Below are 14,553 nucleotides of genomic sequence, written 5' to 3' on the forward strand. Positions count from 1 at the left end.
AGGTCCAAACCCATGGCCCGCGATCATCAACCCGACCAGGCCGAGTTCAGAGCGATCCTCCCTGAAGAGATCGTTTGGAAGCCATTCCCCGCGTTTCCATCCGGAGCTCGTCTCGCTGTAGTTGTCGGCCATCCAGCACAAGCCGGCCCTTACGTCGTCAGGGTCAAGGTGCCCGGCGGCACGAAATTGATGCCCCACAAACATCCGGAAGACCGAATCTACACCGTGATGTCAGGCGTGTTCTACATTGGTCTTGGCGACACCTTCAATGGGGACAAGGTGAACGCTTATCCGCCAGGAAGCGTCATCGTTCTCCCTGGTGACACCTGGCATTTCCATTGGGCGAAATCCGGCGAATACGTCACGCAGGTGACAGCGATCGGTCCGCTCGGCCTCGAATATCACGATCTGCAGGATGACCCGCGTCATCAGCACGCCAATGTCGCCATCGACCCCGTCAGCCGGCGAACTGCCCACTAGAGCCACACGAAAAAAGGCCGTCGAACCATGATCATTTCACGCATCGAGACCATTCCGCTCCGGGTCCCGTTCAAGACGGGAACGAGTTCTGATGCATCCGCGTGGGGTGACAGCAATCTGCCGGCAGCAGACGCGCTGCTCGTGAAGGTGACAACTGACGAGGGATTGGTGGGATGGGGCGAGCCTTCGGCTTTCGAGCGGTTGCATCGGCAGCGCTCGCAGTCGACCAACTGATCACACCGCTTTGCATCGGTAAGGACGCGACGCAAATTGGGACGCTGAACGCGCAAAGTGTTTGCGCTTGCAGCCGTCCACACACCACGGTCATGCCTCACACCTTCTACGACGGCCCGGGCCTGCTCGCTGCCGTCCATGCGACAGCTGCGCTGGGCACGGCCGACTCGATGATCGAGTGGCGGTGGTTCGATCTGGAGGCGACGATCTACAGTGGCGAACTGAGCACCGAGGGCGGCGGCATTGCTGTTCCACATGGACCGGGATTGGGTCTTGATCCGGATCCTGATTTCATCAAGGTCTACCGCCGGGCATAAAGCATGCCCAAGCCCACGGGATCGTCGATCACAGCCATGACGTCATCATCGTCGGTGCCGCGAAGCCTGTCGGGGCGCCGTGTCCGGGATAACCGATTCGAGACTGCGAATGGCTTGTGTCGCAAACGTGTTCCGACGCGCAGCAATACGGTCGCCGCGCAGGTGGCACGACCGCGCCGCTCAACAAGCGATCGGCGATCGGGCGGACCGAAGCCATGGTTCAGATGCGCGAGGGGATTTTCCGAAACGGGATGACAATATCTGGCTGAGGCACTCACTTTCCTGGCGCGATGCCGACGGAAAGAGCCGCCTCGACTACCGGCTGGAGCATTTAAGGCCGCTGACGAGGAGGTAGCGAAGACTCTCGCCGCGGGAACGCCCATATTGGTATGAAAGCCGAAGGCAGCAGGGCTCGGCCGCACCAAATGGATAACGTTGGAGGACAACCGAACGCGCGGTACTTGCCGGAGACTGCTTCTGGGGCATGCATGCTCTCTTCCGTGAGCAGCCGGGCATTGATCTCCACGAATGGGGCGCGAGAAGGGCCGGCCTGGTCATGAAAGCCGTATTGAGCCAGCCGCGCGCCTCGCCGTCCCAACAAAAGTCGCCGCCAGTACGCTTCGCCGCCTACTTCTTGAGAGCAGCCCGCTCGATACTGGCTGCGAAGAAAGGCGTTTCGCCCTGGTTATGCGCAATCGAGGCCGGCTGGCGCTGGATGCGGAACTGTTCGAACGGGATGCCCTGTCGCGCCAAAAACGACATGAACTCGTCAGTTCCGTATGATCTAACACGGTTCGTGAACTCGCACTTGCCATCGTCGATCGGCTTCGCACTCAATTCCCACGTCACGTGAATGGTCGTGCGGCCGGTCGGCGTGAAAACGTCCGAGTTGGAGTCCAGGATCAAATGATCCTTCTGGCCGAGCGTCTCGACGTAATGCTGCACCATCAGGCTGCCGCCAATCGTCTCGACGTTGATCGACATGCGCTTGCCGTCCGGCGCGGTGGTGAAACCGGCAGCGATGTGGGCTGGCGAACAGCCCTGGTACTCGCGCTCAGACAAGCCGAAACACCAGGCAGGTATGTCGATCTTGTCGATCGTGGCGTTGATGATGGCGGTGAAGCTTGAATCAACGATCTGGCTGTCGTTCATATTGAGTTTCCTTTGAGGGTTAGGACGTCGCCCGCTGGCTACGAATAGTGTCGCTTGGCGGTCTGAAAAGTTCAGGGTTTCGTCGCCGAGACTACGGCGACCGCTTTCACGGTCATGCCGGTTGCACTGCTTCTTTCGATCAAGCTGGCGGCAGGGCCGCGATTAGATCTGCCGTGGTCAGGATCGCATGGGCGAAAGTGGGACCATTCAGATCGTGTGCGGCATGCATCATTTCGTGTGAAAACGCGGCGGTGGCGTCGCGCACCAAGGTTACGTGGTAGCCGAGTTCCATGGCGTAGCGACCAGTCGACTCGATGCACGTGTTGGCCAGCAGCCCAACCACGATGACGTGGCTGATGCCCTTCTGCTTCAACTGCATATCCAGGTCGGTATTGGCGAATCCACTCTGACCCCAATGTTCATGGGCGACGATGTCGCCTTCCTTCGGTGCAAAATCCGGATGCCAGTCGCCCCCCCATTCGCCGCGAGCGAAGCTATGGCGATGCATGATCGACTTCTGCGTTGGATTGGGATGGTCCCAGCTTTCATAGTCACCCGGCTCCCAGCGTCGGTGCGGGACGATCACCACTTGAATTTTGGCGGCGCGGATGGCGCCATCAAGCCGGCGCAGATTATCAAGGAGCCCGTTCTCGTCGGCGACCGCCTTGACACGTGGAAAAACCTTGCCGCCCTCCGAGAGGAAGTCGTTGTAGGGGTCCACAAACAGCAGCGCGGTTCGTTCGCGCGGGTAAACGGTCTCGTCCACTGATCATCTCCTTGGCCTCTTGGCGGCCGGTCTGCCGGCCTTCGACGTTTCCGGGACAGTTGAAAACCGCAATCCGTCAACGCCGCCGTTGTCCGCAGAATGTCCGTCGGCCGCCTTTCGGACCATTCAACGATGGGAAGAGAGGGTTCATATCTAGGTATGCGACAGTCAGCAGGTATGGCTCGCACTGCCGAACGCGCCGAATAGCGCTCGTTGGCTTGGTTGTCCGACCAGCGTCAGGAAGCAATTTTGTCCGCAGACGCACGACACGAGGCCTTCGGCTTAAGGCGGGTGGTTGGAGCAATAGACTGGAGTGTGCAGGTGGCGCCGGGTGGCGATACGCCTATCGGCCGATCTTGTGGCGGTCCAGACTAAGTGCGTCGGCCATGCGAACCAGCTCCGCGTAGGTCCGTGCACCCATCTTGTGCATGGCCGCACCGCGATGAATCTTGACTGTGATTTCGCTGATCCCGAGGTCGCCCGCGACCTGCTTGTTCATTTTGCCGGCAGTCACGTGGGACATGACTTCCTGTTCGCGTGGGGTGAGCGTCTCAAAACGCTTTCGGATTTGCGACACGTTGTTGTCGATAGCTCGACGTTGCTTGTCGCGCTCGATCGCAGCCATGACGGCGTCGAGCATGTCCTGATCGCGGAACGGTTTCGGAAGAAAGTCAACGGCCCCGAGTTTCATCGCGCTGACCGACATGGGGATATCGCCGAAGCCGGTCATCATGACCACGGGAATGCCCACTCCGATCTGGGTCAGGCGACCTTGGAATTCGAGCCCATTCATATCCGGGAGTCTGACGTCGAGGACGATACACCCAGGCCGATTCGTCAGCTTCGCTGAAAGGAAATCGTTCGCCGTATGGTAGGTTTCGGTCTGCAGTCCAACGGAATCAAACAGCCCAGCCAATGCATTGCGCATAGAGACGTCGTCGTCGACGACGTGCACAATCGGCTTTTGGCTGGTCTCGACTCGCATTGGTATAGATACGCGCCTTATGGTTGCCCTGACATCTAACACGGATGGCAACCGGGCGCTGATCACACCTACGTATAGGTGGAACAAGAATTGCCTGCCAAAAATTTCAGCAAAAGCGCAGCAAATTCGGACGTTAACCGAGACCGGCGTCGATGGACAGAGGTGGTCCCAAGTTCCCGTGAACGTCGCCATCGGCGGACATCCCATCGTACATCAGCCATCTCTGGCTAACGGATCGTATGATGCGGGCGTCGCCAGCAACGAAGGTATGCCAGTGATGCTGGACCGGTGGTCCTGCCTTCGGAACGTGCAGTCGCTCGCTGCTATAACACTGTTGTATGATTTCTAGGCGCAACAGGTCGATGCAGAATTGAGGTCCCCGGTTCCAGCCTTCAATTCGGGGCAAGGATGCAGTGTGCCCAAGAACCTCGAAATCGCAGTCATCGACGATGATCCGTCTTTCAGGGTGGCGCTCGTCGAATCGCTAGTTTCGCTGGGCTATGGAACCGGGGGCTACACTTCGGCAGAGGACTACCTTAGTTCCGTTGGAGAAAGGGTGTTCGACTGCATTGTAACGGACATCCACATGCCTGGTATGAGCGGGTTCGATCTGGTGCAACGCCTTGCCGCGCGCGGCTCGACCACGCCCGTGGTGTTGATAACGGCACGTTCGGAAGCAAGCCTGGCCGTGAGGGCATCTGCCATCGGAGCCGTGTGCCTGCTCAGAAAGCCTTTCAAGACGAGCGATCTGATTAATTGCATCGAAGGCGCTGCGGGCGGATCGGCCGTATAGGTGTGCATCTGGCGCGGTGCGGTCCAGTAGCGAGCCTGTCATCCGCGGAAGAGGATCGACCCGACCACCGACACCCCATGCCCATTTCATAGGGCCTTTCAATTTCGCCAAATCCGGCATTTACTCCCATCCGCTGTGCCTGATGGGTGAAACGCTGCTTCGTGCCACGATGCGCAAGTGGTTCGCCGGAGCAATGCTAACTCGGAATGCGACAAAATCCGGGTCAATAAAATAGGGCAATGCCGTGCAAAAATGCCTGTCAACAGTCCTCGTAGCACTTTTGATGCTGGCGGGCGGAGAGGCTTGCGCGCAGCAGAAGCCCATCTTTGCGCTCGTTCCCAAGAGCATGAACAATCCGTTCTACGATCAGGCGCGAGACGGCTGCAAGAATGCGGAAGCGGACTCCAAGGGCGCCTTTGAATGCATGTACATCGGACCGGGCGAGCATGGCGGTGGCGAGGAACAGGTACAGATTGTCCAGGACCTCATCGCCCGGAAGGTAGATGGCATTGCCGTGGCGCCTGCCAATGCGGCCGCGATGGCCGTCGCGCTGCAAGCCGCAAAAAATGCCGGCATTCCCGTACTGACATGGGATTCCGACGTCCTGCCCGAGGACAAGAGTCTCCGCCTCGCCTATATCGGCACCAACAATTACGAGATCGGTGCTGCCATCGCCAGAATCGTCCAGACGATTAAACCGAACGGCGGAACGATCTGCATTCAGTCGGGCGGTGCGGCGGCAGCCAATCACAACGATCGCATGAAGGGCATCCGCGACACGCTGGCTGGTCTGGTCTCTGCCCAATCACCGGGAGATAGATTGACTGGCCAGGGTGGCTGGAAGGAGATCGACGGCTGCCCGCTCTATACCAACGACGATTTCCCGTTGTCGGTCCAGCAATTCCAGGACGTGATGGCCAGGAATCCTGCTCTCGACGCATTCACGCCGACGGCGGGGTTCGCGGAATCCTTGCCGGACGCCAATCGTGCCGCGGTTGCGCCCTACAAGGACAGGATCGCGAGGAATGAGCTTGCACTGGTGGTTGCCGACACGCTGCCGATCCAGATCCAGCAAATGAGAGAAGGTCTATCCCTCGGGCAGGTCGGCCAGCGACCGTTCGAGATGGGCTACAAGACCATGTTCGCGCTCAAGGCGATAAAGGACGGCAAAGCGCCGCCCGCCGATCCGACTTATACGAGCCTGGACGTGTGTACGCCGGCCAATGTGGATACCTGCATCGCAAAGTAGCCCGTTGCCGGATAGCGGCTAATCCGCGGGCAGGACTGGCACCGTGAACTGAAAGACAGCGCCTCTGGGCACATTCGCTGCCGCCCATAGCTGTCCCCCATGCGCTTCGATAATTGTGCGGCAGATGGGAAGCCCCATTCCCAGGCCGGTCGGCTTCGTGGTGTAGAAGGCGTCGAAGAGCCGCTCGTAGTTGGTCGAGGCCAGACCCGGCCCCGAATCCGCGATCAGGACGAGCACACTTTGCGAATTCGCGCTGCGCGTCGTGATATGGAGTTCACGCGGCTCCTTGTCCGAGTTCGCCATCGCTTCGGCTGCGTTGATGATCAAGTTGAGTATCACCTGCTGCAACTGAACCTTGTCTCCCTGGACAAGCGGCAGTCCGTCCTCGAATTGCGTCAGCAGTGAAACCTCGTTCTTGGTCATCTCGCCCTGGGTCAGGACGATGACCTCCCGTATCGTTTCGTTGATCTCCACGCTGACCATGCGCGGAGGTTCTTTCCTGATGAGCGCGCGAATCCTGCCGATGACGTCAGCGGCGCGCCGGCCGTCGTCGGCGATGCGGCCAAGCGCTTCGCGGGCTTTCTCCAGATTTGGATTTTGGGCACCAAGCCAGCGCAAAGCCGTCTCTGCATTGGTAATAGATGCTGCAACCGGCTGGTTGACCTCGTGAGCGATCGACGCAGACAGTTGCCCTATCGCTGCGACACGATTGGCGTGCTCCAGCTCGAACTGCGCCTCTCGGCGTCTTCGCTCACTTTCACGCGCCTCTGATTCCGCCCGCTTGCGCTCGGTCAGGTCAACGACAAACGCAACACCCTCGTCTTGTCGTCCGCCGAAGGCGGCTTCACCCAGAAGAACCGGCACCGGACTGCCGTTCTTTCTTCGGAATTCCCTTTCGAACGAGTGCACAATTCCGGTTGTGCGCAATGCCTCTACGGCGCGCTCGTCGTGGTCGTGCCACTCTCGTAAAGTCAAGTCGGCCCAGGATAGGCCGCCCTGACGAAGATCTTCTTTGCGATAGCCGACCATCTGGAGGAAGGCCTCATTTGCCTCAATGATCCTCCCTTCCGAATTCCAGATGAAGATTCCCACGATATTTGCATCGACTAGGCGTCGGATTTTTGCTTCGCGTTCCTCGAGTTCAACGTACAACTGCATGTTCTCAAGAGAGATCGCTGCTTGCGATGCGAGCAACTCGAGGATGGCGACACGGCTCGGCGTAAACACCCGCGGCGACAGGTTGTTTTCCAGATAGAGGACCCCGATGAGCTTGCTCTGTTTGATCAGCGGCAGACAGAGGATCGATCGCGACCGATGGTGACCCATGTAGGGCTCGAAGGAAAACTGGTTCTCGGCGGAAGCGTCGTCGAGAATGACGCTGCTCCGGGTACGCACGACATATTGGATAATCGTGTCCGGCAACGCGACTCCGCGCAGGTGCGCTCCTGACAGTTGCACTATAATCTTATTGCCGGCGGTCGTTGCTTCTGCCTCTATTCTTGGAACCTCCCCTTGCAACAGAACCAGAACGCCGCGCACGGCGCCCGCATGCTCGATCGCGGTGCGCATGAGCGTGTCGATCAGTTTCTCAGGGACGATCTCACTCGATACGGCCTGCGAGAGCTTGATGATCGTGGAGAGATCAAGATGCTCGATGGCAGCCCGCATCGTGCTCGTGGGGCTGGCTGGCGATTCTCCTTTGACCAGTTCCGGAAACATTTCATCGAGTTGCCGAACCTTGCCGTCGGCTCCCCATCGCAGGTAGCAGTAGCGAGAATTCCGCAGGTAGAGATCGGAAATCTGCTGGAAGCCACGTTCGGCGTAGAACCTCGCAGCCAGCTCATAGGCTATCGCCTCGTTGTGAAGAAAGCCGCTCGCTCGGGACGAATGAATGGAATGCTCGTAAAGGCGCTGAGCATCCAGATCGCGACCTGTCAATCGCGCAATCTCGGCGCCGATCAGTGCGGCGCGGTTTTCGAAGGTCTCACGGCAGTTGGCCGCCCATGCTTCGAGCTTCCTATGATGAATCTCCAAAGACTGAAGATTGTGCTGACGCTCCGCCGAGGAAGGCGCAAGCCGCTCCGCAGTTTGCGAAGGGTCGCTCCCGGCCGCAACGGTAGTTGCGTATCCGGCAAGAGAAAGCGCGGCGTAGAAATGATACTCTGCCTCTTCGAAAAACCCTGCCACCGTCCAGAGCTTTGGTTGTGCGCGCATCGCAGCATCAAGGGCTGACCTATGCTCTCCAGCGAAAAAGCGGGCCTGTAGTTTTCGGATCCAGTACACCGCCGGATGCGGCGTGTGCTGCTGTTCCATAAAGGCTTCACTGTAGTGTTCGTCATCCAGCCAACCGAACTTGTGAGTCATGCCACGCAGGGACTTGATGAGGGCGAGTTCGGTTGCCTGGACGCCTATCTGGTGCCCGAACTGCGTCTTCCTGGAGAATTCAAGCCCCTTCTCGGCCTGACGCTGTGCGTCAGCCAACGGATCGCCCGCCGCGATAAGGTTCGCATTCAGGATGTCGAAGCTATATACCGCGACGCTCAGATCGCCGGTCTCTGTAGCGGCGTCGAACGCCCGGTGGGTCAGCTTACGAAAAGATCTTGGATGACTTGCCCACGGCAAGACGTACTGTGCCAACCAGTGGAGTGTGCGTGCCTGGAACCGCGCGAGGCCGCGCTTCTCGACCAAATCGTAGGCCAGCTGTCCGAATTTGAAGGCGGCTTCATAATTGCCGAAGCGTGGTCCGCCGACGGTGCCGAAATGCACATAAGCGACGCACGACGCGTCGCTGTGGCCTCGCTCCAGGCTCAGATTGATAACGCGACAGACGGCCATGGCGAGAAAATTGGCATCTATGAGCGTGACTGTCGGGAAGCTCTTGGTCAGAACATCGAGCGTCGCGAGAGACTCCGGATCGGTCATCAATGGCAAATCAATGAGATCCTCGATCTGGCGATCCCCCAGCTGAGACCATATTCGGTCGTACTCACGCCGCGCCTCTTCATCGGTCGGATGAGGCGACCATTCGATCCCGAGATGTCGCAGATAATCGAGGCATGCTGTTACCACGCGATCGGTCTGGTCGAGAACCGTGTAGAGGTCGATGCGCAGACACTCGACAGCTGCCCTTTCGACGGTGTTCGCAGCCTTGGATGCCAGCGTCGACAAGCGCTTGTCGGCGGCGGCCGTCTGGCCCGTCAGAAACTCACACTCCGCTCGATCAATTTCCAACGAAAACGCAAGTTGATGCAGCCGTTCCCAGCAATCGGCAGGCAGCAAGGTGGCCCCTGCCGCGAGATAGCCGAGCGCCGATGCGTAGGCGGTCGTGGCCTTGGCACGCCGGCCGGCAAGAAGATTGAATTCGGCCAGCTGTTCGCGCTCCTGCGAGGACGAGACCAGATCGATACCGTGATTGAGTTGATCGACGATATCGAAGATCGCCTCGTTGCGTCTTTCCGCAGGTGTGTTGGCTACGAGTAGTCGTCCGATCCGCAAGTGAGTTGCTGCACGCGATTTCTCCGGTATCAGCGAGTAGGCGGCTTCCTGGAAGCGGTCGTGGACGAATTTGTATGCTCCGTCCACGTGCTCGACCAAATCCAGGCGTATGGCTTCCCAGAAATCGTGGCGCGTATCTTCTTCCGATTTTCCGAGCACAATTGAAAGCATCGTAGTCCCGGCAAGGTTGCCGAAGTATGCAAGTTGCTGCAGCGCTGTCCGAGTCTTCGGAGGCAGTCGGCCCAGCTTCTCGACCATCAGGTCTACGACATTGTCGGAGTACTTCCGGGCATGCACGCGGTCGAGGTCCCAGCGCCAGCTCTCCGTGTTTCGATCGAAGGCGAGCAACCCGTCATCGGCAAGCGCAGACAGGAACTGAATCGCGAATAACGGATTGCCACCGGTCTTTTCATGCACCAAGCGAGCCAGCGGATCCACGCGGACGAAGTCGCAGTCAAGGGCATCCGCAATCAGACGACCGAGGTCATCAGGGGCGAGAGGCGCAAGCTGAATCTCCTCGATCGCGGCACCGGCTCTCCTGAAGCCTTCGAGCGTCCGCGTAAGCGGATGAGATGGACCTACCTCATTGTCGCGATACGCGCCGATCAGCAGGAGGTGGCGTATTTCAGGATGCGTGACCAGGTGTTCGAGCAGGTCGAGCGTCGCTGCGTCCAGCCATTGCAGATCGTCCAGAAACAGTGTCAGCGGGTGCTCGACGCTGGCGAAGACAGCGATGAACCGTTGAAAGATTGCTTGGAATCGCGTCCTGGCATCCTGTGGCGGCAGGTCAGGGACGGGTGGCTGTTCGCCAATGACGAATTCCAGGTCGGGAACCAACTGCACGATAAGCTGAGCATTCGGACCAAGCGCTTCACTCAGAGCGTCCCGCCATCGGCCAAGTTCGATCTCAGTCTTGCCAAGCAGCGGTCGAATGAGGCTCTGAAATGCCTGGGCCAAAGTTGCATAGGGGATGTTGCGCTTGTTCTGGTCGAATTTCCCGGACGCGAACAAGCCGCGCGGCGGGACCAGCGCCTTCTGCAGTTCGTTCACAAACGACGACTTGCCAATTCCGGAATAGCCGCAAACAAGAACAAGTTCGGCAGGGCCTCCCACGACCACGCGATCGAACGCGGCGAGCAACTGACGAATCTCGGCCTCACGGCCGTACAGCGTCTCTGGAATGATCAGCCGATCCGGGACATCTCGTGCGCCCAAAGCGAAAGGCGTGATCGTGCCTGTCGCCGTCCATTCCGCTTCGCAGCGCCGAAGGTCCTCCAGGAGGCCTGACGCGGTCTGGTATCGCTCGTCGGCGGTCTTGGCGAGTAGCTTCATGATGATTGCTGAAAGCGGCGGCGGTATCGTATTCACACGCTCGCTGGGTGTCGCTGCCTGGCGCGCAATGTGGCAATGAATCCATTCCATCGGCTCGGTCGCCGAGAACGGCAGCGTTCCGGTGAGCATCTGGTAAAGAGAGACGCCGCAGGAATAGAGATCGCTGCGTGAATCGATCGAACGATTCATCCGGCCGGTCTGCTCGGGCGCCATATAGGCGAGCGTACCGGCAATGACCTCCGGCGGACCAGCCGATTGGCGCTCGCGCGGCAGGCGGGATGCGATCCCGAAACCCATCAGCCGGACAGTGCCGGTGGCAGAGTCGATCAAAAAGTTGGCCGGTTTGATGTCCTTATGTATCAGGCCGGCCGCGTGCACGCTTCCGATTGACTCGACGATCGAAATGGCGATGCGCAAGAATCTTGCGATTTCCATCGGAGCGCCAAGACCTAGTCCGAGCGGTTCGCCGCCTGGGTCTTCGAACACAAGCATTGTGCGGTCCTGATCGCGCACCAGTTCCAGCGGACGCATAGTCCGCTCGCCGTCAAGCTGGTCCCTCAGGGAATATTCGTGGGCAAGCCGATCGAGAAGGGCCGTTGCGGGCTGCTCAGAGGCAGGAAGCGCGACCAGCACGCCGTTGTGTCTTCCTTCGGCGTCGTCAGACCATCCTCTGCAGAAAGCAAGTCCACCGTCCTCCCAAACGACGCGCAGTCCGCTGACTCTGCTCGCGCCCGCTTGAAAAGACAGATCCACCTCTAACTCCCGTGTTAGCCCGACGGCGCCGTATCGCTTGGGAGCGCTAGGATTAGCATCGTTGTGCGTCCCCGCGCACGATCTCATTTGGCATCACTGAGTCACCAGCCGGAAAGTGCTGCCGCAAGTCATCCTCGTAGTTTGCTGATAATGATTAGTCGCGCGGTGCGGTCCCGCGCCCGCTCCGCGCCGTTGTTCTCGCGGGCCAAAGGATTATTCTTGGCACGGCGGGGTCGTACACACCGCCAAGTAGCTCTATTGAGCCTTACCAAATTAGCCATCATACGTTGGTGTTAGAATGCTTTCCGACTGTTGAATGGTGGCGTTTGCAGGGAGTGCGGAAGATGAGGCCGTAAGCGGTCGAGGCTGTTCATGAGTATGCTCGACCGGACGTTGGCGGTGGAGTGGTCAAGGTTGAATTGTATTCGGTCTGACGCTCATCGACCAACACGGTCGGGAAAGGTGGGGCATGGGGCGAGATTCCGCGTGCCGGTTGGAATGAGTGCTTCACCCGCGTATCCAATCCGGAATGGAGAGTTTCTATCGACAGCTGCGGTTGGCCCTCGCGAGTGGCGTCTTTGCCTTGCGATCATCGGTGTCTCGGCTTTGGTGTTCCTTGCCTGCGTGCCTTTCGTTTGTGTACCGTTGCCGGAGTCCCCCGCATTCGTGGCAGCGTACAACGCGATATCGACATGCAATGACTTCACGACCGCCATCATTCTTTTTGGGCATTTCAATTTTCTGCGCTCGCGAGCGTTGTTGCTGCTGGCGAGCGGGTACCTCTTCGCTGCGCTGATCAGCGTCATCCAGCTCCTAACCTTTCCTGGCGCGTTCGGTTCTGCAGGGTTGCTTGGGGCGGCTCCGCAGACGGCGTTGTGGTTGTGTATTTTCTGGCATGGAGGCTTTCCGCTCATCGTGATCTTTTATGCGCTGTTTCACACCAACAGCAGGGAGATCTCGATGGCGCCGCGCTTCGCGATTGCGGCGGCCGTCATTGGGGCGGTCGGCGTGGTCCTTGTATGCTGGTTTGTGGCTACCTGGGGCACAGGAAGCGCAGGCTTCTTGCCGCCGCTTCTTGACGCCGATGGATTCACGCCCTGGCAGAGGATCATCAATCTGATCGATATTATCTTGGTCATTGCCGCATTTGTAATGCTGTCCACGCGTTCACGGCCCACACTCCTCAACCTATGGCTCATGGTCGTGATGGTTTACTGGTTCTGCGACATAACGCTGAGCTCGTACCTGAACGGAGGTCGCTACGACTTTGGTTTCTACGCCGGCCGGATCTATGGCGCGTTTGCCGCAAGTTTCGTCCTGGCTGTGGTGGTGCTCGAAAACGGGCGTCTTTATCGGCGTCTTGCCTCGGCTGCGAGCCATTTAAAGGAGCACGCAACGGAGTTGCAGCAGACGAACGAAACGCTGCAGAGCGAAATCACCAACCGCCAACGAGTCGAAGAGGATCTGCGCCGCGCGCAAGCGGAGTTGGCGCGCGTCAGCAGGATGAACTCCATGGGAGAGCTGACCAGTTCACTCGCCGATGAGGTAAATCATCCGATTGGCGCGATCATGATCAATGCCGAGACCTGCCGGCGATGGCTTTCGGATGAAACTCCCAACGTTGAAAGAGCCCGCGCGATCGCGGACAGGATAGTGGAGGATGGAAGTCGTGCCTCGAGAACGGTCGCCCGCATGAGGCAACTTTTCGACAAGGGGGGACCGTTGCGCGATATTGTCGACGTCAATTGCGTCATTCGGGAGATGACCGTTCTCCTTGGTGGCGAGGCTGCGAGATATGGGGTGTCGATCCGCACAGAGCAGGTGGAAAAGCCGTCTCCGGTGACGGGAGATCGCGCGCAATTGATGCAGGTGCTGATGCATCTCATGATCAACGCAATTGAAGCGATGAAGGAGAAGGACGACGGACGAGATCTCCTGATAAGATCACAAGAAAGAGAAGATGGGCGGGTCACGGTGTCCGTGAGCGACACTGGCGTTGGCTTGCCGCGGCTTCCGCCGGATCAGATCTTCAAGGCCTTCTTCACCACAAAGCCGAGCAGTATTGGCATAGGCCTGTCGATAAGCCGCTCGATCGTCGAAGAACATGGAGGCCACCTGTGGGCGGCTACCAACCTGTCGGGTGGTGCCGACTTCTCCTTTTCGCTCCCGATTGCGCCCCAATATCAATAGCGCGGCTTGCGATCGCCCGCCTCCTGCTCACGCAGGACCGCAATGATCTGTTGCCGAGAAAACCTTGATCGCTTCATGGCTCCGTCCTTCCTTCGATCCGGTATTGCCCAGTGCTTCCGGCGGCATGGTCGACGGCCAAGCGTCGTTCCTAGGCCGGCAACGTTCTCATCCCCACGGCCATCGGTTCGGCGCAAGTCATGGCGAGCGGTCTCGCATGCGCCGCGGCGCCCCGGGGTGTGACTCTTTTTCCTCTCACAAAGACAATCGCGCCGGAACATTGATCCAAGGTGTTCATTATGCCGTATAGCGGGCGAATTCCATTTTTGTGAGCGGAAGCATGGACGAAGATCTAATTGAAATAGCAGCGCAAATCGTGACGGCCTATGTCGGCAGCAACAGTGTGCCAGCAGCCGACCTCCCACGGCTGATCGCCGACGTGCATGTCGCCGTCGCGGCCCTCGTCACGCCGCAGGAAGCAGCTCCGCAACCAAAAGAACCCCAGACTCCCGCCGTACCGGTCAAGAAGTCCATTACGCCCGACTACATCGTCTCGCTGGAGGACGGCCGCAAATTCAAGTCGCTGAAGCGTCATCTCCTGACGGCCCATGGCCTGACCCCGGAGGAGTATCGCGCGAAGTGGGGCCTGCCGGCAGACTATCCGATGACGGCGCCTAACTACTCGGTCAGGCGCTCGGAGATGGCGAAGTCCATTGGCCTCGGGCGCCCTTCCCGGCCGGAACCCGCTCCAACGAAGCCCCGCGGCGGGCAAAAGAAGCCGCCAGTCGCTGGCTGACGGGAAGCGCAGCC

Annotated in this window: 11 protein-coding genes; 7 read left to right on the forward strand and 4 right to left on the reverse strand. The window is 59.1% G+C overall.

Annotated features, from left to right (window positions below):
- The first annotated feature begins 12 nt into the window (after nt 1-12).
- The 3 genes from ACSBOB_RS21910 (at nt 13) to ACSBOB_RS21920 (ending at nt 1,386) form a co-directional block, all read left to right on the forward strand.
- Complete coding sequence (locus ACSBOB_RS21910; protein WP_442578190.1) at nt 13-480, forward strand: cupin domain-containing protein; 468 nt, start codon at nt 13-15, stop codon at nt 478-480.
- A gap of 173 nt (nt 481-653) precedes the next feature.
- Entirely contained in the window at nt 654-1,031 is a 378-nt protein-coding gene (locus ACSBOB_RS21915; protein ID WP_442578191.1) for an enolase C-terminal domain-like protein, read from the forward strand.
- Between the two features lie 109 nt (nt 1,032-1,140).
- Nucleotides 1,141-1,386: a hypothetical protein gene (locus ACSBOB_RS21920; protein ID WP_442583794.1), complete on the forward strand. Its 246-nt coding sequence runs from the start codon at nt 1,141-1,143 to the stop codon at nt 1,384-1,386.
- Nucleotides 1,387-1,658: 272 nt separating this feature from the next.
- Here the strand turns inward: ACSBOB_RS21920 and ACSBOB_RS21925 are convergent, their stop codons facing one another.
- The 3 genes from ACSBOB_RS21925 to ACSBOB_RS21935 all read right to left on the reverse strand — a co-directional run bounded on the left by ACSBOB_RS21925 (nt 1,659) and on the right by ACSBOB_RS21935 (nt 3,934).
- Nucleotides 1,659-2,183, reverse strand: coding sequence for a hypothetical protein (locus ACSBOB_RS21925; protein ID WP_442578192.1), 525 nt, complete (start codon nt 2,181-2,183; stop codon nt 1,659-1,661).
- Nucleotides 2,184-2,322: 139 nt separating this feature from the next.
- Entirely contained in the window at nt 2,323-2,949 is a 627-nt protein-coding gene (locus ACSBOB_RS21930) for an isochorismatase family cysteine hydrolase (protein ID WP_442578193.1), read from the reverse strand.
- A 343-nt stretch (nt 2,950-3,292) separates the two neighbouring features.
- Entirely contained in the window at nt 3,293-3,934 is a 642-nt protein-coding gene (locus ACSBOB_RS21935; protein ID WP_442578194.1) for a response regulator transcription factor, read from the reverse strand.
- A 415-nt stretch (nt 3,935-4,349) separates the two neighbouring features.
- On the opposite strand from ACSBOB_RS21935, the gene ACSBOB_RS21940 reads away from it, so the two are divergent.
- Together ACSBOB_RS21940 and ACSBOB_RS21945 are read left to right on the forward strand one after the other, a co-directional pair.
- Entirely contained in the window at nt 4,350-4,727 is a 378-nt protein-coding gene (locus ACSBOB_RS21940) for a response regulator transcription factor (protein ID WP_442578195.1), read from the forward strand.
- Between the two features lie 283 nt (nt 4,728-5,010).
- A complete protein-coding gene (locus tag ACSBOB_RS21945) occupies nt 5,011-5,976 on the forward strand; it encodes a substrate-binding domain-containing protein (protein WP_442578196.1) in 966 nt (321 codons plus the stop codon).
- Between the two features lie 18 nt (nt 5,977-5,994).
- Here ACSBOB_RS21945 and ACSBOB_RS21950 read toward each other — a convergent pair whose 3' ends face one another.
- Nucleotides 5,995-11,556 (reverse strand): AAA family ATPase, encoded by a 5,562-nt coding sequence (locus tag ACSBOB_RS21950; protein WP_442578197.1) that lies wholly within the window; start codon nt 11,554-11,556, stop codon nt 5,995-5,997.
- A gap of 666 nt (nt 11,557-12,222) precedes the next feature.
- Here ACSBOB_RS21950 and ACSBOB_RS21955 point away from each other — a divergent pair.
- Nucleotides 12,223-13,746 (forward strand): MASE4 domain-containing protein, encoded by a 1,524-nt coding sequence (locus ACSBOB_RS21955; protein ID WP_442578198.1) that lies wholly within the window; start codon nt 12,223-12,225, stop codon nt 13,744-13,746.
- 337 nt (nt 13,747-14,083) lie between these two features.
- The gene (locus ACSBOB_RS21960) at nt 14,084-14,539 is read left to right on the forward strand and encodes a MucR family transcriptional regulator (RefSeq protein WP_442578199.1); all 456 of its coding nucleotides are present in this window, start codon (nt 14,084-14,086) and stop codon (nt 14,537-14,539) included.
- The last annotated feature ends 14 nt before the right edge of the window (nt 14,540-14,553 follow it).

Origin of the sequence: Mesorhizobium sp. KACC 23794, assembly GCF_052180275.1 — a bacterium.
Lineage (GTDB): Bacteria > Pseudomonadota > Alphaproteobacteria > Rhizobiales > Rhizobiaceae > Kumtagia.

What these genes read in the sequence shown, in the direction of transcription:
- ACSBOB_RS21920 (WP_442583794.1), top strand. Translation starts at nt 1,141, where the DNA reads ATGGCTTGTGTCGCAAACGTGTTCCGACGCGCAGCAATACGGTCGCCG.
- ACSBOB_RS21945 (WP_442578196.1), top strand. Translation starts at nt 5,011, where the DNA reads ATGCTGGCGGGCGGAGAGGCTTGCGCGCAGCAGAAGCCCATCTTTGCG.
- ACSBOB_RS21910 (WP_442578190.1), top strand. Translation starts at nt 13, where the DNA reads ATGGCCCGCGATCATCAACCCGACCAGGCCGAGTTCAGAGCGATCCTC.
- ACSBOB_RS21925 (WP_442578192.1), bottom strand. Translation starts at nt 2,183, where the DNA reads ATGAACGACAGCCAGATCGTTGATTCAAGCTTCACCGCCATCATCAAC.
- ACSBOB_RS21915 (WP_442578191.1), top strand. Translation starts at nt 654, where the DNA reads ATGGGGCGAGCCTTCGGCTTTCGAGCGGTTGCATCGGCAGCGCTCGCA.
- ACSBOB_RS21960 (WP_442578199.1), top strand. Translation starts at nt 14,084, where the DNA reads ATGGACGAAGATCTAATTGAAATAGCAGCGCAAATCGTGACGGCCTAT.
- ACSBOB_RS21935 (WP_442578194.1), bottom strand. Translation starts at nt 3,934, where the DNA reads ATGCGAGTCGAGACCAGCCAAAAGCCGATTGTGCACGTCGTCGACGAC.